Source organism: Micromonospora echinospora, from assembly GCF_900091495.1.
Lineage (GTDB): Bacteria > Actinomycetota > Actinomycetes > Mycobacteriales > Micromonosporaceae > Micromonospora > Micromonospora echinospora.
On the sequence record NZ_LT607413.1, the window covers coordinates 5,653,980 to 5,676,019 of the forward strand.

The following is a 22,040-nucleotide window of genomic DNA, read 5'->3' on the forward strand; positions in this document are numbered from 1 at the left end:
CCGGATCGAGGCAGGTGCGGCCCGATGAGCGACGACGACAAGCTGCGGTACTTCCTCAAGCGGGTGACCGCCGACCTGCACGACACGAAGCGCAAGCTGCAGACCGTCGAGGCCCGCGACCAGGAACCCCTCGCGATCGTGTCGATGAGTTGCCGGTTCCCCGGCGGCGTCCGCTCGCCCGAGGACCTGTGGGACCTCGTCGCCGACGGCCAGGACGCCCTCACCGAGTTCCCGGACGACCGGGGCTGGGACGTGGAGTCGCTCTACGACCCCGACCCGAACAAGCCGGGCAAGAGCTACACCCGGGTGGGTGGGTTCCTCGACGCCGCCGGTGACTTCGACGCCTCGCTGTTCGGGATCTCCCCCCGCGAGGCCCTCGCGATGGACCCGCAGCAGCGGCTGCTGCTGGAGACCTCCTGGGAGGCGGTCGAGCGGGCCGGCATCGACCCGCTGTCCCTGCGGGGCAGCCAGACCGGTGTCTTCGTCGGGGTCACCACCTCCAACTACGGGATGGGCCTGCCGAACGTTCCCGAGGGCGTCGACATGTACCTCGGCACCGGCAACACCACAAGCGTCGCCTCCGGCCGGATCTCGTTCACGCTCGGACTGAACGGCCCGGCGGTCACCGTCGACACCGCCTGCTCCTCCTCCCTGGTCGCCCTGCACCTGGCGGCCACCGCGCTGCGCCGCCGGGAGTGCGACCTGGCCATCGCCGGTGGCGTCACCGTGATGGCCACGCCCGGCGTCTTCGTCGTCTTCTCCCGGCAGCGCGGCATGTCCGTCGACGGACGGTGCAAGGCGTTCGCGGCCGGCGCGGACGGCACCGGCTGGGGCGAGGGCGGCGGCGTGCTCGTCCTGGAACGGCTCGCCGACGCGGAACGCAACGGCCACCCGATCCTCGCCGTGATCCGAGGCAGCGCCCTCAACCAGGACGGCGCGTCCAACGGCCTCACCGCCCCCAACGGCCCGTCGCAGCAGCGGGTCATCCGGCAGGCCCTCGCCAACGCCCGGCTCGGCGCCGCCGACGTCGACATGGTGGAGGCACACGGCACGGGCACCACCCTCGGTGACCCGATCGAGGCGCAGGCGCTCATCGCCACGTACGGGCAGGACCGCCCCGCCGACCAGCCGCTGTGGCTCGGCTCGGTGAAGTCGAACATCGGCCACACCCAGAGCGCCGCCGGGGTCGCCGGCATGGTGAAGATGGTGATGGCCCTCCGTAACGGCGTGATGCCGGAGACCCTGCACGTCGACGAGCCGTCCCCGCACGTGGACTGGTCCGCCGGGGCGGTCTCGTTGCTCACCGAACGCCGGCCGTGGCCGGAGCTGGACCGGCCCCGCCGGGGCGGGGTGTCCTCGTTCGGCGTGAGCGGCACCAACGCCCACGTGATCGTCGAGGAGTACCGGCCGTCCGCCACCACCGCCCCCGACCAGGCGGACGGGGACGACACCGGCGCCGCCGCGTCCGCGTACCGGCCCGGCCTGGTCGCGTCGGACGTGACGGTGTGGCCGGTCTCCGCCCGGACCCGCGGCGCGCTCGCCGGTCAGGCCGGCCGGCTGGCCGGGTACGTGCGCGAGAACGGTGACCTGGACCCGGCGACGGTCGGCTGGTCCCTGCTGACCACCCGGTCGACGTTCGACCAGCGGGCCGTTGTCGTCGGCTCGGGTGTCGAGGAGCTGCTGTCGGGTCTGGACGCGGTGGCGTCGGGCCTGCCGGCGGGGAACGTGGTGCTCGGTACCGCTGCGGGCTCGTCCGCCGGCCCGGTGTTCGTGTTCCCGGGTCAGGGTGCGCAGTCGGCGCGGATGGCGGCCGGTCTGGTGGGTCGTACGCCGGTGTTCGACGACCGTCTCGCCGAGTGCCAGCGGGCGCTCGCGCCGTACCTGGACGTGGATCTGGTCTCGGTGTTGACCGGTGACGACGAGTCGTGGTTGGAGCGGGTGGAGGTCGTCCAGCCGGTGCTGTGGGCGGTCGGCATCGCTCTGGCGGCGGTGTGGGAGCACGTCGGTGTCGTCCCGGCGGCGGTGATCGGTCACTCGCAGGGTGAGATCGGCGCGGCGTGTGTCGCGGGGATCCTGTCGTTGGAGGACGCGGCGAAGACGGTGGCGTTGCGGTCGCGTGCTCTGGCGGTGTTGCGGGGTACGGGTGCGATGGCGTCGGTGGACCTCTCCGCCGAGGCGGTCGCGGAGCGGCTGCCGGCGTTCCCCGGTGTGGGCGTGGCGGCGGTCAACGGTCCGTCGACGGTGGTCGTCTCCGGGCCGCCGCAGCCGGTGGCCGACCTGGTGGCCGCGTGCCAGGCCGACGGGGTGCGGGCCCGGGTGATCCCGGTGGACTACGCGTCCCACTCGGCAGCGGTGCAGGAGGTCGCCGAGCAACTGCGAACTGATCTGGCCGACGTGAAGCCGCAGGCCGGTTCCATCCGTCTCGTCTCCACGCTGACCGGTGACTGGGTGGAACCGGAGAGCATGGGCGCCGACTACTGGTACGAGAACCTGCGGCAGACGGTGCTCTTCGACCCGGCCGTCCGGGTGGCGGTGGCCGCCGGTCACACCACGTTCGTCGAGATCTCCCCGCACCCGGTGCTCACCATGCCGGTCACCGCGATCCTGGACGACGCCGGTGTCACCGGGCACACCCTCGGCACGTTGCGGCGCGGTGAGGACGACGCCACCCGGCTGCTGACCAGTCTGGCCACGGCGTACTCGGTCGGTCTGCCGGTGGACCTGCGGCGGGTGCTGGCCGAGACGGCGACCGTCGAGCTGCCCACCTACGCCTTCGACCACCAGCGCTACTGGCTGGACGGTAGCGGCGGACCCGACCTGGAGAGCCTGGGCCAGGGTGCCGTCGACCCCGGCGACGCCGGCTTCTGGGCGGCCGTGGAGCGCGGCGACCTGGCCGCGCTCGCCAACGTGGTCACCCCCGCCGACACCCCCGCCGAGCAGACCGCCGACGCGCTGCGGCCCGTCCTGCCGCTGCTCACCTCGTGGCGGCGGCAGCGACGCCGGCAGTCCGACATCGACAGCTGGCGCTACCAGGACACCTGGCGGCCGCTGACCGGCATCGCGAACCGGGGCATGAGCGGCACCTGGGTCGTGGTGATGCCGACGGGCGAGTTCGTCGAGCCCTGGCAGGACGCCTGCGTCGAGGCGTTCGCCGCAGCCGGCGCGAACGTGGTACCGATCCCCGTCAGCACCGGCGACGTCGACCGTGACCTGCTCGGCAAGCTCCTGCGGGAGGCCCTCGCCACCAGCGTCGCCACCGACGACGGTCAGGCCGGGGTGACCGGCGTGGTGTCGCTGCTCGCCTTCGACGAGCTGGTCCACCCGCTGTACCTCTCCGTACCCGGCGGCTACGCCGCCACCGTCGCGCTCTTCCAGGCTCTCGGCGACATCGGCGTGAGCGCTCCGATGTGGAGCATCACCTCGGGCGCTGTCTCCGTCGGTCGCGCCGACCAGTTGCGTGCGCCGATGCAGGCGCTGGTCTGGGGATTCGGCCGGGTCGCCGCGCTGGAGCACCCGGAACGCTGGGGCGGCCTCGTCGACCTGCCCGAGGCGGTCGAGCAGCGCTCCGCCGACCTGCTCGTCGCGGCCCTCACCACCGCCGGTGAGGAGGACCAGATCGCGGTCCGTCCCAGCGGACTGCTCGGCCGCCGTCTCACCCGGGTCCCGCTCGGGGACAGCCAGCCCGCCAACCCGTGGGAGCCCTCCGGGACGGCGCTGGTCACCGGTGGTACCGGTGCCCTCGGTGGGCACGCCGCCCGCTGGTTGGCCCGCAGCGGCGTGGAGAACATCATCATCGCCAGCCGGCGCGGCATGGCCGCCCCGGGCGCCCAGCAACTGGTCGACGACATCACCGCCCTCGGTGCCCGCGCCACCGTGGTCGCCTGCGACGCGTCCGACCGGGAGGCCCTGGCGGAGCTGATCGACGGCATCCCCGACGAGCAGCCCCTCACCACCGTCGTGCACGCCTGCGCGGTGCTGGACGACGCCCTGATCAACGACATCCGGATCGACCAGATCGAACGGGTCCTCAAGGCCAAGGTCGACGTCGCGTACCACCTGCACGAGCTGACGCTGGGCCTGGACCTCTCCGCGTTCGTCATGTTCTCGTCCTTCGCCGGCACGGTGGCCAGCTCCGGCGTCGGCAACTACGCGCCGAGCAACGCCTTCCTCGACGCGCTCGCCCAGCACCGGCGTGCCCTCGGCATGCCCGCCACCTCCATCGCCTGGGGGGCCTGGGCCGGCGGTGGCATGGCCGACGGCCCGTTCGGCGAGCTGCTGCACCGGCACGGCGTCCCGGAGATGCCCCCGGAGGCCGCGATCACCGCCCTGCACCAGGCGGTGGACCACGGCGAGCCGGCCCTCACCATCGCCGACATCGCCTGGGACCGGTTCGCCGTCGCCTTCACCGCGACCCGTCCGGGCCCGCTGATCAGCGACCTGCCGGACGTCCGTCGGCTCCAGGCCACCGAACACGTCGCCGCCGGGGTCGAGGTGCCCGACGGCCCCGACTCGCTGCGGGACCGGCTCGCCGGGCTGCCCGCCGCCGACCGGATGGCGGTGCTGCTCGGGTTGGTCCGGGGTCAGGTCGCCGCCGTGCTCAACTACGCATCCGGCGAGTCGGTCGACGAACACCGGGCGTTCCGGGAACTGGGCTTCGACTCCGTCACCGCGGTCGAGCTGCGCAACCGGCTCGGTACCGCGACCGGGGTGGCCCTTCCGGTCACGCTGGTCTTCGACTACCCGACCCCGACCACGCTGGCCGAGTACCTCTTCGCCGAGGTGGCCCAGGAGGACGTGGTGACCCCGACCGTGCTCCTCGACGACCTCGACCGCATCGCCGACAGCCTCGACGTGGTGGCGGGCGACGAGGCGGCGCGGGTCCGGGCCACCGTCCGTCTCCAGGCGATGCTCTCGCGGCTCGGCCAGGGCGGTGGTGGCGACATCGGCCGGCACCTCGACGACGCCAGCGACGACGAGCTGTTCGCGATGGTCGACAAGGATCTCGGTATCTCCTGACCGCACCCCGGCTCTCCCGCCACCCACTCCGGCTCTCTCCGTCCCCTGCGAGGAAGCGGCTCCGACATGGGCAATGAAGACAAGCTCCGCGACTACCTCAAGCGGGTCATGGCTGATCTCCACGACACCCGTCGACGGCTCAGCGAGGTCCAGTCCCAGGAACTGGAGCCGGTGGCGATCGTGGCGATGAGCTGTCGGCTGCCCGGCGGGGTGCGCAACCCGGACGAGCTGTGGGAGCTGCTGCGCGAGGGCCGGGACGCCGTCACGTTCTTCCCCGACGACCGGGGCTGGGACCTGGAACGGCTCTACCACCCCGACCCCGACAACCCGGGCACCTCCTACGCCCGGGAAGGCGGGTTCGTCGACGGGGCCGGAGACTTCGACGCCCGCTTCTTCGGCATCTCGCCCCGCGAGGCCCTCACCATGGACCCGCAGCAGCGGCTCCTGCTGGAGACGGCCTGGGAGGCGGTCGAGTCCGCCGGCATCGACCCCGTCTCGCTGCGCGGCAGCCGGACCGGAGTCTTCGTCGGCACCAACGGGCAGGACTACGGCACCCTGCTGATGATGTCGCCCGACGGGGACGAGGGCCACTCGATGACCGGCGGGGCGGCGGCCGTCGCGTCCGGGCGGGTGTCGTACACGCTGGGGCTAGAGGGGCCGGCGGTGTCGATCGACACGGCCTGCTCCTCCTCCCTGGTGGCGCTGCACCTCGCCGTGCAGGCGCTCCGCGCCGGGGAGTGCGAGCTGGCCCTCGCCGGCGGGGTCACCGTGATGGCCACCCCCGGACTCCTGGTCGGCTCCAGCCGGCAACGTGCCCTGTCCCCGGACGGCCGGTGCAAGTCGTTCTCCGCCGCCGCCGACGGGGCCGGTTTCTCCGAAGGGGTCGGCTGGCTGCTGGTGGAGCGGCTGTCGGACGCCCGGCGCAACGGCCACCGGGTCCTGGCGGTCGTCCGGGGCAGCGCGGTCAACCAGGACGGCGCGTCGAACGGACTGACCGCCCCCAACGGTCCCGCCCAGCAGCGGGTGATCAGTCAGGCCCTCACCTCGGCCCGGCTCTCCACCGCCGACGTGGATCTCGTCGAGGCCCACGGCACGGGTACCCGCCTCGGTGACCCGATCGAGGCGCAGGCGCTGCTCGCCACGTACGGGCAGGACCGGGGGGACGCCAACCCGGTGCTGCTGGGCTCGGTGAAGTCGAATATCGGGCATGCGCAGGCCGCCGCCGGGGTCGCCGGGGTGATCAAGGTGGTGCTGGCGATGCGGCATGGTGTGGTGCCGGCGTCGTTGCATGTGGATGAGCCGTCGCCGCATATCGACTGGTCGGCGGGTGCGGTGGAGTTGGTGACCGAGGCGCGGTCCTGGCCGGTGGTGGATCGGCCGCGTCGGGCGGCGGTGTCGTCGTTCGGTATCTCCGGCACCAACGCGCACGTGATCATCGAGCAGGCCGACGAATCCGTCGACGGGACGGCTGAGACCCGCGACCGGACGCCGGGACTGGTCGGCGCGGACGTGACCGTCTGGCCCGTGTCGGCTCGGACGACGAACGCCCTCGCTGGTCAGGCCGCCCGCCTCGCCGCGCACGTGCGCGCGCAGGACCACGTGGACGTCTCGGCGCTGGCCTGGTCCCTGGCGACCACCCGCGCCAGCCTCGACCAGCGGGCGGTGGTCGTCGGTACGAGCGAGGCGGACCTCCTCGCGGGTCTGGACGCGATGGCGTCGGGCCTGCCGGCGGGGAACGTGGTCAGGGGCACCGCCTCGAACTCCGGTCCGGTGTTCGTGTTCCCGGGTCAGGGTGCGCAGTCGGCGCGGATGGCGGCCGGTCTGGTGGGTCGGGTGCCGGTGTTCGACGCGCGGTTGGCCGATTGTCAGCGGGCGCTCGCGCCGTACCTGGACGTGGATCTGGTCTCGGTGTTGACCGGTGACGACGAGTCGTGGTTGGAGCGGGTGGAGGTCGTCCAGCCGGTGCTGTGGGCGGTCGGCCTGGCGTTGGCGGCGGTGTGGGAGCACGCGGGTGTGGTTCCCCAGGCGGTGATCGGTCACTCGCAGGGTGAGATCGGTGCGGCGTGTGTCGCCGGGATTCTGTCGTTGGATGACGCGGCGAAGACCGTCGCGTTGCGGTCACGTGCCCTCGCCGTGTTGCGGGGTACGGGTGCGATGGCGTCGGTGGACCTCTCCGCCGAGGGGATCGCGGAGCGCCTGCCGGCGTTCCCGGGTGTGGGTGTGGCGGCGGTGAATGGTCCGTCGACGGTGGTCGTCTCCGGGCCGCCGCAGCCGGTGGCCGATCTGGTGGCTGCGTGTCAGGCCGACGGCATCCGGGCGCGGCTGATTCCGGTGGACTATGCGTCGCATTCTCCGGCGGTGCAGGAGGTCGCCGAGCAGTTGCGCAAGGATCTGGCGGACATCACGCCGCAGTCCGGGCAGGTGCGTCTCGTGTCCACCCTGACCGGGGAGTGGGTTGTCCCGGAGTCGATGGGTGCGGACTACTGGTACGAGAACCTGCGGCGCACGGTGCTCTTCGACCCTGCGGTGCGGGTGGCCGTGAGGGCGGGTCATACGACGTTCGTGGAGATCTCTCCGCATCCGGTGCTGACCATGCCGGTGACGGGGATCCTGGACGACGCCGGTGTCACCGGTCACACGCTCGGCACGTTGCGGCGGGGTGAGGACGATCCGACCCGGCTGCTGACCAGTCTGGCCACGGCGTACACGGTCGGCCTGCCGGTGGACCTGCGGCGGGTGCTGGCCGAGACGGCGACCGTCGACCTGCCCACCTACGCCTTCGACCACCAGCGCTACTGGCCGGCACCGCCGATCTTCGTCCACCAGGACGACGGGGAGCCGGACCTCGACCGGTGGCGCTACCGGGTCACCTGGGAGGCGCTGCCCGACCTGCCGCTGACCCGGCTCTCCGGCACCTGGCTCGTCCCGATCCCCGCCGCGCTGGCCGACGATCCGTTGGTCGCCGGCGTGCTGGGCGCACTCGGCAACGTCGGCGCGGACGTCGTACCGGTGCTGCTGGACGGGACCGACGAGCAGCCGGCGTTCGCCGACCGGCTGCGCGCGGCCCTCCCCACCGACGGACCCGCCGCCGTGCTCTCCCTGCTCGGCCTCGACGAGCGGGCCCACCCGGAGCATCCGGCGACCCCGCTCGGCGTCACCGGGACCGCCCACCTGGTGCAGGCGCTCGGCACGCTGGGTGTGGAGGCCCCGCTGTGGTGCGCCACCCGACGGGCCGTCACCGTCGGTGCCGGGGACGGGCCGCCGACCCCGGCGGCCGCCGCCGTCTGGGGACTCGGCCGGGCGGTCGCGCTGGAACACCCCGGTCGTTGGGGCGGACTGGTCGACCTGCCGGCCGACCTCGACCCGGGAACCGGCGCGCGCCTCTGCGCGGTCCTCGGCGACAGCGGCGGCGAGGACCAGGTCGCCGTCCGCGACACCGGCGTCCTCGTCCGCCGCCTCACCCGGATCACCGAACCCGAGCCGGCCACCACCGACGCCGAAGACGGCGGCTGGCGGATGCGCGGCACAGTGCTGATCACCGGCGGGACCGGCGGGCTCGGCGGACACATGGCCCGCTGGGCGGCCCGCTCCGGCGCGGCGCACGTCCTGCTGGCCAGCCGACGCGGCCCGGACGCGCCGGGCGCCGCCGACCTCGCGGCGGAGCTGACCGACCTCGGGGTCCGCGTCACCGTGGCGCCCTGCGACGTCACCGACCGGGCGCAGCTCGCCGCCCTGCTGACGAACACGCCCGAGGACGCCCCGCTCACCGCCGTGCTGCACACCGCCGCCGTCCTCGACGACGGCATCGTCGACACCGCCACCCCGGCCCGGCTGCACACCGTCGCCGCGCCCAAGTGCGCCGCCGCCGAGCACCTCGACGAGCTGACCCGGGACCTCGACCTCGACGCCTTCGTGCTGTTCTCCTCCGTCGCCGGCACCACCGGCAACGCCGGGCAGGGCGCCTACGGGGCGGCGAACGCCCACCTCGACGCCCTGGCCGAGCGGCGTCGTGCCGAAGGCCGCCCGGCGCTCTCCGTCGCCTGGGGCGCCTGGAGCGGGGCGGGCCTGCCCGCCGAGAACGAGCGCGCCCGCCAGCGGCTCCAGCGCGGCGGCATGGTCGCCATGGACCCCGACCTCGCCGTGGAGGCGCTGGCCCGGGCCCTGCGGCGCGGCGAGACCACCACGGTGATCGCCGACATCGACTGGGCCCGGTTCGCCCCGGCGTTCGCCCTGGTCCGGCCCAGCCCGCTGATCGGTGACCTGCCGGAGGTGCGGCAGCTCGCCCGGCCGGCGGACCAGCCGGCCGAGGCGACGGAGGAGACGCCGTCGTCGGCGCTCGCCCAGCGGCTCGCCGGACTCGACCCGGCCGAGCGGAACGCGGAGCTGCGGGACCTGGTCCGGCAGTGCGCGGCAACCGCCCTCGGCTACGGGGCGGCCGACGACGTCCCCGCCGCCCGCCCGTTCCGCGATCTCGGCCTGGACTCGCTGACCGCGGTGGACATGCGCAACCTCCTCGCCACCGCGACCGGTCTGCGGCTGCCGGCCACCCTCGCCTTCGACTACCCGAACCCGACGGTGCTCGCCGCGCACCTCGACGAGCTGCTCACCGGGAACACCGTCGACACCACCGCGCCCGTCACGGCGGCCGTGTCCGACGAGCCGATCGCCATCGTCGCGATGAGCTGCCGTTTCCCGGGTGGGGCGGACACCCCCGAGCGGCTGTGGCAGCTGCTCGCCGCCGGAGGCGACGCGGTCGGGGAGTTCCCCACCGACCGGGGCTGGGACCTGGACCGGCTCTTCGACGCCGACCCCGCCAACGAGGGCACCAGCTACGCCCGTGAGGGCGCCTTCGTGCCCGGGGCCGCCGAGTTCGACCCCGGCTTCTTCGGCATCAGCCCGCGTGAGGCCCTCGCCATGGACCCGCAGCAGCGGCTGCTGCTGGAGACCTCCTGGGAGGCGATCGAGCGGGCCGGCATCGACCCGCAGGCGTTGCGGGGCAGCCTGACCGGCGTCTTCGTCGGCACCAACTACCAGGACTACCGCAACCTGATGATCGGTGCCGAGGGCGCCGAGGGCCACCTGATGACCGGCAACGCCGGCAGCGTGCTCTCCGGTCGGGTGTCCTACACCCTCGGGCTGGAGGGGCCGGCCGTCTCGGTGGACACCGCCTGCTCCTCGTCGCTGGTGGCGCTGCACTGGGCCTGCCAGGCGCTCCGCTCCGCCGAATGCTCGCTCGCGCTGGTCGGCGGGGTCACCGTGATGGCCACCCCCGGCGTGTTCGTCGGCTTCAGCCGGCAGCGGGGGCTGGCCCCGGACGGTCGGGTCAAGGCGTTCGCCGCCGCCGCCGACGGGACGAGCTGGGGTGAGGGCGCCGGCATGCTCCTGGTGGAGCGGCTCAGCGACGCCCGGCGCAACGGCCACCCCGTGCTCGCGGTGATCCGGGGCAGCGCGGTCAACCAGGACGGCGCGTCCAACGGGCTCACCGCCCCGAACGGCCCCGCCCAGCAGCGGGTGATCCGGCAGGCCCTGGCCAACGCCCGGCTCACCGCGTCCGACGTGGACGCGGTCGAGGCGCACGGCACCGGCACCCGGCTCGGTGACCCGATCGAGGCGCAGGCGCTGCTCGCCACGTACGGGCAGGACCGGCCGGACGACCGTCCGCTCTGGCTGGGCTCGGTCAAGTCGAACATCGGGCACACCCAGGCCGCCGCCGGGGTCGCCGGGATCATCAAGATGGTCCTGTCCATGCGCAACGGCTACCTGCCGCCGACCCTGCACGTCGACGAGCCCACCGACCAGGTGGACTGGAGCGTCGGCGCGGTCGAACTGCTCACCGACGGCCGGCCCTGGCCGCTGACCGGCCGACCGCGCCGCGCCGCCGTCTCCTCCTTCGGGATCAGTGGCACCAACGCCCACACCATCCTCGAACACGTCCCGGAACCGGCCGGGCCGGTCACGCCCCCGGCCGAGCTGCCGGTGGTTCCGGTGCTGCTGTCCGCGCGGAGCGCCGCGTCGCTGGCCGCGCAGGCCGGCCCGTGGGCCGACCGGCTCACCGGACCGGAGGCCGCGCCACTGGTCGACGTCGGCTGGTCGTCCGTGGTGTCCCGGGCGGTCCTGGACCACCGGGCCGTCGTCCTCGCCGCCGACCGGCGGGAACTGCGGGCCGGACTGCGGGCGTTGGCCCGCGGCGACGACTCCCCGCTGCTGGTCACCGGGGTGGCCACCGGGACGCCGAAGGTGGCGTACCTCTTTTCCGGGCAGGGGGCGCAGCGTCCCGGGATGGGCCGCGAGCTGGCCGGGGCGTACCCGGTCTTCGCCGCCGCCCTGGACGAGGTCTGCGCGGTCCTCGACCCGCACCTGCCCCGACCACTGCGCGAGGTGATGTTCGCCGAGGCCGGCACGGCCGAGGCCGACCTGCTGGACCAGACCGAGTTCACCCAACCGGCGATCTTCGCCGTCGAGGTGGCGCTGTTCCGGCTCCTCACCGACTGGGGCCTGCGCCCCGACGCGGTCGCCGGGCACTCCATCGGCGAGTTCGCCGCCGCCCACGCCGCCGGGGTGCTCACCCTGGCCGACGCCGCCGAACTGGTCGCCGCCCGGGGACGGCTCATGCAGGCGCTCCCGGACGGTGGGGCGATGCTCGCCGTCGCCGCCAGTGAGGCCGACGTGCTCGCCAGCCTCGGTGACCGGGCCGACCGGGTCTGCGTGGCCGCCGTGAACGGCCCCCGCGCGGTGGTGCTCTCCGGAGCGGCCGACGCCGTCGACGAGGTGGCCGCCGAGTGGGCCGCACGGGGCGTCCGGACCCGCCGGCTGGCGGTCAGTCACGCCTTCCACAGCCCGCTGATGGACCCGGTGCTCGACGACCTCGCCGCCGTCGCCGCGCGGCTGTCCCACCACGCGCCGGCCGTGCCGCTGGTCTCCACGGTCACCGGCGCGCCGGTCGACGCGACCGAGCTGGGCACGCCGGGCTACTGGGTACGGCACGCCCGCGGCGCGGTGCGCTTCGCCGACGCGGTCACCGCGCTGCGCCGGCAGGGCTGCACCGGCTTCCTGGAGGTCGGCCCGGACGGGGTGCTGACCGCCCTCACCCAGGCCGTCCTCACCGACGGCGGGTCGGCCGACGACCGGTCCGCCCTGGTGGTGCCCACCCTGCGCCGGGACCGACCCGAGCCGGTCGCCCTGCTGCGGGCGGTCGCCACGCTCCACGTGCACGGCTGGTCGCCACGGTGGCCGGCCCTGTACGCCGACGCCGCACCGCAGCTCGCCGACCTGCCCACGTACGTCTTCGGCCGGCAGCGCTTCTGGCCCGAGCCGCCCGCCTGGCTCACCGCTGCGCTCGACGACCGGACCGAGACCGACCGCCGGTTCTGGGCGGCGGTGGAGGCCGAGGACCTCGACTCGCTGCTGCGTGAACTGGACGTGGAGCGGGACCAGCCGTTCGGCACGGTGCTGCCGGCCCTCTCCGCCTGGCGGCGACGCGGGCGGGAACGCTCCCTGGTGGACGACGCCCGCTACCGGGAGGTCTGGCAGCCGCTGGCCGCACCGACCACACCCCCGGCGACGTCGACGGAACGCTGGCTGGTGCTGCTGCCCGCCGTCCTGGCCGCCGACCCCGGTCTGGACGCCTGCGTCCGGGCGCTCGGCGCGGACGTGACGACCGTGCCGGTGGACACCACCGTCGACCCGGACGAGCTGGCCGGCCTCCTGGCCGACGCGCTCGCCGCCACCGACCAGCCCCGGTCGGTCCTGTCCTTCCTCGGCCTGGACGACGCCGCGCACGCCGAGCATCCGGCGCTGCCGCGCGGCCTGGCCGCCACCGTGCAGCTCCTCCAGGCGATGACCGACCGCGACGTGACGGCGCGGCTCTGGTGCGCCACCCGGGGCGCGGTCGGGGTCGCCGACGGCGACGCGCCGGCCAGCCCCCGGCAGGCCGCGCTCTGGGGACTGGGCCGGGTGGCGGCGCTGGAGCAGTCCGCCCGCTGGGCCGGCCTGGTCGACCTGCCCGCCACGGTCGACGGCCCGACGGCGACCCGGCTCGCCGGCCTCCTCACCGGCGGTACCGCCGAGGACCAACTGGCCGTGCGGGAGACCGGGGTGTTCGTGCGCCGCCTCGCCCCCGCCGTCACCGCCGGGGAACCCGAGCCGTGGCAGCCCCGGGGCACCGTGCTGGTCACCGGCGGCACCGGCGCACTCGGCGGGCACGTGGCCCGCTGGGTGGCCACCGCCGGAGCCGAGCGGGTCGTGCTGACCAGCCGGCGCGGCACCGACACGCCCGGCGCCGCCGAGCTGCTGGCCGAACTGGAGTCGCTCGGCGCCGACTGCCGGGTGGTCCGCGCCGACGCCGCCGACCGGACCGCGATGACCGCGCTCGTCGCCGAGCTGCGCCGGGAGGGCCCGCCGCTGCGGGCGGTGGTGCACGCCGCCGGGGTCAGCGAGGTGGTGCCGCTGGCCGAGACCACCCTGGAGGACCTGGCGTACGTCGTCGGACCGAAGCTGGTCGGCGCGGAGCTGCTCGACGAACTACTCGACGGCGTCGAGCTGGACGCGTTCGTGCTCTTCTCGTCGATCGCGGCGGTGTGGGGCAGCGGCGGGCAGGGCGCGTACGCGGCCGGAAACGCCTACCTGGACGCGTTCGCCCTCCGGCGGCGGGCCCGGGGACTGCCCGCCACGTCCGTGGCCTGGGGACCGTGGACCGAGTCCGGCATGTTCGACGACACCGCCCCCGAGCAGCTACGCCGTCGGGGCCTGCGGGTGATGCCCCCCGGTGTGGCGATGGCCGGGCTACGGCACGCCCTCGACGCCGGGGACACCTGCGTCACCGTCGCCGACGTCGACTGGGCCACCTTCCACCCCCTGTTCACCGCGCTGCGGCCCAGTCCGCTCCTGGCCGACCTGCCGGCCGTACGGGAGCTGACCGCCGGTCCCGCCGAGCCGGTCGGGGCACCCGCGGCCGTCGGCCGGGACCTGCTCGCCGAGCTGCGTCCCCTGCCCGCCGCCGAGCGGCGCGGCACCCTGCTGGAGATGGTCCGGGTGACCGCCGCGAAGGTCCTCGGCCACGCCACGGCGGACGCCGTCGACACCGACCGCGGGTTCCTGGACCTCGGGTTCGACTCGCTCACCGCCGTGGAGCTGCGCAACCTGCTCGGCGCGGAGACCGGACACGAGCTGTCCACCACGGTCGTCTTCGACTACCCGACCCCGGCCGACCTCGCCGGCCACCTGTACGACGAGCTCTTCGGCGACGAGGGCGAGCCGGTCGACGGCGACGACGAGGAGACGGTCCGGCGGGTGCTCACGGCGATCCCGCTGGACCAGCTCCGCCAGGCCGGCCTGCTCGACGCGTTGCTGCGGCTCGGCCGTGACACCGCCGCCCCGGAGCCGGCCGTCGCCACGCCGGTCGCGCCGGCCACCGCGGAGACCGAGATCCGTGACCTCGACGTCGCCGATCTGGTCCGGCTGGCCCTCGAAGGCTCCGACTCGTGACCCGGCCGGCGGCAAGGAGGACCCGATGAGCGTCTCACTGGACGAGGTGGTCAGCGCGCTGCGCGCGTCGCTGCTCGACAACCAGAAGCTCAAGCAGCAGAACCAGCAGCTCGCCGCTACCCTCACCGAGCCGGTGGCGATCATCGGCATGAGCTGCCGGTTCCCCGGCGGGGTCCGGTCCCCGGAGCAGCTGTGGGACCTGGTCACCGCCGGTGCGGACGCGATGGCGCCGTTCCCCGCCGACCGGGGCTGGGACCTCGACGCGCTCTACGACACCGACCCGGACAGCCGGGGCACCTCGTACGTGCGGGACGGGGGGTTCCTGCACGACGCCGGGGACTTCGACCCCGCCTTCTTCGGCATCTCCCCGCGTGAGGCGCTCGCCATGGACCCGCAGCAGCGGCTGCTGCTGGAGACCGCCTGGGAGGCGTTCGAGCGGGCCGGCATCGACCCCACCACGCTGCGCGGCACGCCCACCGGCGTGTACGCGGCCACCAGCAGCCAGGGCGACTACGCGGCCCTGCTCACCGGGGTCGGCGGCGGCGTCGAGGGTTACCTCGGCACCGGCAGCGCCGCCGCCGTCGCCAGCGGTCGGATCGCGTACGCCCTCGGATTGGAGGGACCGGCGGTCACCGTGGACACCGCCTGCTCGTCGTCCCTGGTGGCGCTGCACCTGGCCGCCCAGGCGCTGCGGCTCGGGGAGTGCACCCTCGCCCTCGCCGGCGGCGTGTCGGTGATGGCCACCCCGACCGTGTTCGTCGAGTTCTCCCGCCAGCGCGGTCTCTCCACCGACGGCCGGTGCAAGTCGTTCGCCGCCGCCGCCGACGGCACCGGCTGGTCGGAGGGGGTCGGCATGCTCCTCGTCGAGCGGCTCTCCGACGCCCGCCGCAACGGGCACCCGATCCTCGCCGTGCTGCGGGGCAGCGCGGTCAACCAGGACGGCGCGAGCAGTGGGCTGACCGCCCCGAACGGCCCCTCCCAGCGGCGGGTCATCGCCCGCGCCCTGGCCAACGCGCAGCTGACCGCCGACCAGGTCGACGTGGTCGAGGCGCACGGCACCGGCACCACCCTCGGCGACCCGATCGAGGCGCAGGCGCTGCTGGCCACCTACGGGCAGGGGCGGCCGGCGGACCGTCCGCTGTGGCTCGGGTCGGTGAAGTCGAACATCGGGCACACCCAGGCCGCGGCGGGCGTCGCCGGGGTGATCAAGATGGTGCTCGCGATGCGCCACGGCGTGCTCCCCGCCACCCTGCACGTCGACCGGCCCACCCCGCACGTCGACTGGTCCGCCGGCGCGGTCCGCCTGGCGACCGAACGGATGCCGTGGCCGGACGGCGACGGTCCGCGCCGGGCCGGTGTCTCCGCCTTCGGGGTCAGCGGCACCAACGCGCACGCCATCATCGAGCAGGCCGACCCGCAGGACACCGCCGGGGCCGCCCCCGCCGGTCGCCCCGCCCCGCCCGCCCCGTGGCTGGTCACCGCCCGCTCCGCCCCGGCCCTGGCCGGGCAGGCCCGCAGGCTGCTGGAGCACCTGGCCGCCCAGCCCGGGCTGCGGCCGGGCGACGTGGCGTACTCGCTGGTCACCACCCGGGCGGCGATGCCGCACCGGGCCGTGGTGACCGGGGACGACACCGACGCGCTCGTCGAGGGCCTGCGGGCGGTTGCCGAGGACCGTCCGGCCCCGGGTGTGCTGCGCGGGGTGGCCCGCCCCGCCGGGAAGCTCGCCGTCCTCTTCACCGGCCAGGGCGCCCAACGCGTGGGCATGGGCGCCGACCTGCACCGCCGGTTCCCCGTGTTCGCCGCCGCCTTCGACGAGGTGGCCGCCGAACTCGACCGGCACCTCGGCCAGCCGTTGCGCGAGGTGGTGTTCGCCGCCCCGGACACCCCGCAGGCCGCGCTGCTGGACCGGACCGAGTTCACCCAGCCGGCCCTGTTCGCCTACGAGGTGGCCGCGTACCGCCTGGTCACCTCCTGGGGGCTGCGGCCGGCGCACCTGCTCGGGCACTCGGTCGGCGAACTCGCGGCGGCGCACGTGGCCGGGGTGCTGTCCCTGCCCGACGCGGCGGCCCTGGTCGCCGCGCGGGCCCGGTTGATGCAGGCGTTGCCCGCCGGTGGGGCGATGCTCGCCGTCCGGGCCACCGAGGCCGAGGTGGCCCCGCTGCTCGACGACCGGGTGGCCCTGGCCGCGGTGAACGGTCCCGCGTCGGTGGTCCTCTCCGGTGACGAGGACGCGGTGCTCGCCGCCGGGGAACGTCTCGCCGCCCAGGGCCGGCAGGTCCGCCGGCTGCGGGTCAGCCACGCGTTCCACTCCGCCCGGATGGACGCCATGCTGGACGACTTCCGGGTGGTCGCCGAGAAGGTCACCTGGCATCCGCCGACCGTGCCGCTGGTCTCCGACCGCACCGGCGAGGTGCTCACCGCCGCCCAGGCCACCGACCCCGGCTACTGGGTCGAGCACGTCCGGGACACTGTCCGGTTCCACCGGGGCGTCACCACCCTGGCCGGCGCGGGAACCGGGACGTTCCTGGAGATCGGCCCGGACGCGGCACTCACCCCGATGGCCCGCGAGTGCCTGCCCGACCTGGAGGCGGCGGCGTTCGTGCCGCTGGCCCGCCGCGACGGCGCCGAGGTGGCCGGTCTGCTCGCCGCCGTCGCGGCGGTGGACCTGCGCGGTGGCGGGGTGCGCTGGGCCGACCTCTTCGCCGGCACCGACGCCGTCCGGGTCGACCTGCCCACGTACGCCTTCCAGCACGAGCGGTACTGGCCTGACCCGATCACCCTCGACCTCGGCCCCCGGCCGGCGGACACCGGGGAGGACGGGGAGTTCTGGGCGGCCGCCGAGAGCGGGGACACCACCGCGCTGGCGACCGTGCTCGGGATCGACGCCGACCGGGGGGAGACGCTCCGGGCGGTGCTGCCGGCCCTGGCCGGGTACCGGGATCGGCGTCGGCGCGGCTCCCGCGTGGACGCCCTGCGGTACCGCACCGGCTGGGTGCCCGTGCAGCCGCCGGCCGGGCCGGTCCCGGCCGGGCCCTGCCTGGTGCTCGCGCCGGCCGGCGCGCCGATCGAACCGGTGCTGGCGGCGCTGCGTGCCGAGGGACTGTCCCCGGTGACCGTGCCGGTCCGCCCCGACGACGACCCGGCCGACGCGGTACGGACGGCGCTCGGCGCGGACACCGACGCCCCGGTGCGGGTGCTGTCCCTGCTCGACGCGTTCGACGACCGGCCGGGCACCGCCGTGCTGGCCGACACCGCCGGCCTGGTCCGCGCCCTCGCCGACGCCGGGACCTCCACCTCGCTGTGGTGCGTCACCCGTGGCGCGGTGGTCGTCGCCGCCGACGATCCCGCGCCCCGCCCCACCGGGGCCTCCGTCTGGGGACTGGGCCGGGTACTGGCGCTGGAGCAGCCCCGCCTCTGGGGCGGCCTGCTGGACCTGCCCGCCGCCCCGGACCGGGTGGACCTCGACACGCTGGCCCGGGTCGTGGCCCGCGCCGGGGACGAGGACCAGGTCGCCGTCCGCTCCGGCGCGTTGCATGCCCGGCGGCTGGAGCGCGTCCCGCCCGGGCCGGCCGCCACGGGTGCGGCGTGGCGACCCCGGGGCGCGGTGCTGGTGCACGGCGGCGCGGCGGTGCGCGCTCCGTACGTGCTGCGCTGGCTGGCCGCGCGGGGTGCGCCCCACCTGCTGCTGGCCGGGATCCCGGTCCCGGCCGAGCTGACCGCCGAGCTGACCGCCGAGCTGGCCGCCGACGGCGTCGAGATCACCACTGTCGCCGATCCCGCCGGGCTGGCGGCGGCGCTGGACCGGTGTGACGCGGCGGGGACACCGGTGCGCACCGTGCTGCACCTGGTCGACTCCACGGGGCCCGGTGTTCCGGTCGCCGCCGTCGAACCGGCCGACCTCGCCGCCGCGGTCGGCGCGGGGGTCGACGCCGTGTCCGACCTGGACGCCGTCTGCGCCGAGCGGTCCGTCGACGAGTTCGTCGTCTTCACCTCCACCGCCGCCACCTGGGGCGGAGGCGGTGCGGCCGTCGCCGCCGCCACCGGCGCCGCCCTGGAGGCCCTGGCCGCCGGTCGCCGGGCCGCCGGCCGACCGGCCACCGTCGTGGCCTGGACGCCCTGGGCCGACGAGGTCGCCGAGCCGGGCCCGCTGCGGCGGCGGGGCATCCTGCCGCTCGACCCGGAACTGGCCGCCGACGCCCTGGCACGGGCGGTCGACGGACGCGACGACGCCGTCGCCGTCGCCGTGGCCGACGTCGACTGGTCCACGTTCGTGCCCGCCTTCACCGCCGTACGCCCCGCGCCGCTGCTGCGCGGCGTGCCCGAGGCGGCCGAGGCCGACGGGCCGGGCGGCCGGGCCGGCGCGACGGTGAACGACCCGGCCCGTGCCCTGCGGGACCGGCTGGCCGCTGCCCCGGCCGCCGACCGGCACCGCATCCTGCTCGACCTGGTCCGGGCGCACGCCGCCACGGTGCTCGGACACGCCTCGCCGGGCGCGATCGAGGCCGACCGGGACTTCCTCGAACTGGGCTTCGACTCGCTGACCGCGCTGGAGCTGCGGGACGCCCTGCGTCAGGACACCGGGGCGGACCTCTCCGCCACCCTGCTCTTCGACCACCCCAGCCCGGCCGACCTGGCCCGGCACCTGCTCGGCCGGATCCTCGGCGACACGGCCGGGGACGCGCCGGCCGGGGCAGCCACCCCGGAGGGCGCGGGCGGGATCCTCGGCGGGCTGTTCCGCCAGCCGAAGGCGCGCGAGGACGCGGCCGGGTACGCCGAGCTGCTGGTGAAGCTCGCTCAGTTCCGGCCCAGTTTCACCGAGCCGGGGCAGCTCACCCGTCCGGCCGGGATCCTGCGGCTCGCCGAGGGACCGGGCACCCCGGTCGTCTGCTGCTGCACGATGTCGTTGCTCTCCGGCGCCCACGAGTACGCCCGGTTCGCCGCCGGGCTGCGGGGCCGGCGGGACGTGTGGGCACTGCCCAACCCGGGCTTCGGGGTCGGCGAGGAGCTCCCCGCCGATCTCGACGCGCTGCTGCGGGTGCACGCCGACACCGTGCTGCGCACCGTCGGCGACGGCCGGTTCGTGCTGGCCGGGCACTCCGGTGGCGCGATGGTCGCCAACGTGCTCGCCCGGGAGTTGGAGCGTCAGGGCCGCCCACCGGCGGCGGTGGTGCTGATGGACACCTACCCGGCCGACAGTGAGGTCCTCGGCGGCTGGACGAACCAACTGCTCGACGGGATGGTCGAGCGGGACAGCGCGTACACCCCGATGGACGACCACCGGGCGACCGCGTGGGCCGGGTACATCCCCCTGTTCCTGGACTGGCGGCCCGCCCCGATGGAGTCGGCCACGCTGCTGGTCCGGGCCAGCGAGCCGCTGGGGGAGTGGTCCGGCGAGCCGGACGGGTGGCGCTCCCGGTGGCCGTACCCGCACGAGGCGGTGGACGCGGCGGGCGACCACTTCACGATGGTCGGCGAGCGGGGTCCGGACCTCGGCGCGACCGTGCACGAATGGCTGACCGGGCGGGACGTGTGAGGCCGGCGGGGCCGCCCGGGCCGACCGCGCCCCTGGGCTGCCCCTAGCACCCCCTATCCGAGTGACGAACAACTGTCCCACCGGGACCCAGGACGGGAGCATGACGACGTGGACGACGCAGTAGTGGTCGAGGAGCTGGTCAAGAAGTACCGGCCCGACATGCCGCCGGCGGTGGACGGGCTGAGCTTCTCCGTCACCGCGGGCGAGGTCTTCGGTCTGCTCGGGCCCAACGGCGCCGGCAAGACCACGACGATCGGGGTGCTGACGACCCGGGTCCGGGCCACCTCCGGCCGGGCCGTGGTGGGCGGGGCGGACGTGCTGCGCGCACCGGCCTCGGCGCGGAAGCTGCTGGCGGTCGTCCCGCAGCGGGTGAACCTGGACCGGTCGCTCACCGTCCGGGAGAACCTGCTCTTCCACTCGGCGTACCACCGGATGCCCCGGGCGCAGCGGCTCCGCCGCGCCGACGAGCTGCTGGAGCAGATGGGCCTCGCCGAGCACGCCAAGTCCCGGACCGACTTCCTCTCCGGTGGCCTGGCGCAGCGCACCATGATCGCCCGGGCGCTCATGCACGAGCCCCAGGTGCTCTTCCTCGACGAGCCCTCCGGCGGCCTGGACCCGCAGTCGCGACTCTTCGTGCACGACCGGATCGCCGAGCTGAAGCGGGCCGGCGTGACCGTCGTCGTGACCACCCACGACATGGACGAGGCCGAGAAGCTCTGCGACCGGGTCGGCATCGTCGACCACGGCAAGCTGCTCACCCTCGGCACGCCGGCCGCGCTGACCCGGACCCTGCCGGGCAGCAGCACGCTGACCCTGGTGGTCGCTGCCGGCGCGCCCGCCGAGGAGGTGCAGGCCGCCCTGAACAACATCCCGGACGTGGAACGGGTGGAGCGGCTGCGCCCCGGCGGTGGCCCCGCCGCGCCGGCCGCCCCCATGCCGATGATGCCGGGCATGCCGCCGATGCCGATGCCCGCTCCGGCACCCACCACCGACCCGGACGCCTCGCTGTCGTTCCGGCTCTACACCTCCGGGGCCCCGGCCAACGCGGTACCGATGGCGTTGAAGATCCTCACCGACCTGAACTGCGCGGTCAGTGACCTCAGCATCGGCCAGCCCAGCCTGGAGGACGTGTTCATCCACCTGACCGGAAGGGAACTTCGGTGAGCGTCACCGCCCCCGCCACACCGTCCGCGCCGACGCCGGCCGGGGCGGCGCCCCCGCCGGTGCGCTGGTCGGACCAGTTCGCCAGCTTCCGGGCGGTGCTCTGGCGCGACCTCTTCGTCACCAGCCGGGGCGAACTGGTCGGCTTCGTCGCGCAGGTCCTCATCCAGCCACTGTTCATGCTGCTGATCTTCGGCAAGGTCCTCGGTGACCTGGGCTACGCCAACGACAGCTTCGCCCAGGTGCTGCTGCCCGGCGTGATCGCGCTCAACGCGTTCCTGATCGGACTGGAGAACACCGCCCTGCCCATGGTGATGGACTTCTCCTTCACCCGGGAGATCGAGGACCGGTTGCTGGCCCCGATGGCGATCCCGCTCGTGGCCATCGAGAAGATCGTCTTCGGCGCGATCCGCGGCCTGATCGCCGGGGTGCTGCTCATCCCGATCGGCATGCTGATGCTCGGCGTGAGCTGGCCGTTGTCGACGGTCCTGCCGGTGCTCGGCGTGCTGGTGCTCGGCGCGCTGGTCGGCGCGGCCATGGGTCTGACCTTCGGCACGCTGGTCCCGCCGCACCTGATCCAGATCATGTTCACCGTGATCATGACGCCGCTGATGTTCACCGGCGCCACCCAGTTCCCGCTGCGCGGTCTGGACTCGATGCGGTGGTTCCAGGTGATCTGCTCGCTGAACCCCCTCACCTACGTCAGCGAGGCCACCCGGTCGCTGGTCGGCCCGCCCGGGGTCGAGTCGGTGCCGCTCTGGCTGGACCTGTTGATCCTGACCGGCGTGCTCGTGTTCTTCACCCTCGTCGGCATCCGTGGCTTCATGCGTCGGGCGATGGACTAGGG

4 protein-coding genes and 1 pseudogene are annotated in these 22,040 nt (G+C 74.9%); all 5 read left to right on the forward strand.

The window, feature by feature from the left end:
* Positions 1-24: 24 nt before the first annotated feature.
* The 5 genes and pseudogenes from GA0070618_RS24455 to GA0070618_RS24475 all read left to right on the forward strand — a co-directional run bounded on the left by GA0070618_RS24455 (position 25) and on the right by GA0070618_RS24475 (position 22,038).
* The gene (locus GA0070618_RS24455; protein WP_088983710.1) at positions 25-5,016 is read left to right on the forward strand and encodes a type I polyketide synthase; all 4,992 of its coding nucleotides are present in this window, start codon (positions 25-27) and stop codon (positions 5,014-5,016) included.
* Positions 5,017-5,082: 66 nt separating this feature from the next.
* A complete protein-coding gene (locus GA0070618_RS24460; RefSeq protein WP_088983711.1) occupies positions 5,083-14,499 on the forward strand; it encodes a type I polyketide synthase in 9,417 nt (3,138 codons plus the stop codon).
* Positions 14,500-14,524: 25 nt separating this feature from the next.
* Positions 14,525-20,032 (forward strand): annotated as a pseudogene (locus GA0070618_RS24465) (type I polyketide synthase); the annotation flags it as partial.
* Positions 20,033-20,140: 108 nt separating this feature from the next.
* Positions 20,141-21,196 carry an ABC transporter ATP-binding protein gene (locus GA0070618_RS24470; protein WP_088983712.1) on the forward strand — a complete coding sequence of 352 codons (1,056 nt, stop codon included), beginning with the start codon at positions 20,141-20,143 and terminating at the stop codon, positions 21,194-21,196.
* Positions 21,193-22,038 (forward strand): ABC transporter permease, encoded by an 846-nt coding sequence (locus tag GA0070618_RS24475; RefSeq protein WP_088983713.1) that lies wholly within the window; start codon positions 21,193-21,195, stop codon positions 22,036-22,038. Before GA0070618_RS24470 ends, GA0070618_RS24475 begins: the two co-directional genes overlap by 4 nt.
* Positions 22,039-22,040 lie beyond the last annotated feature (2 nt).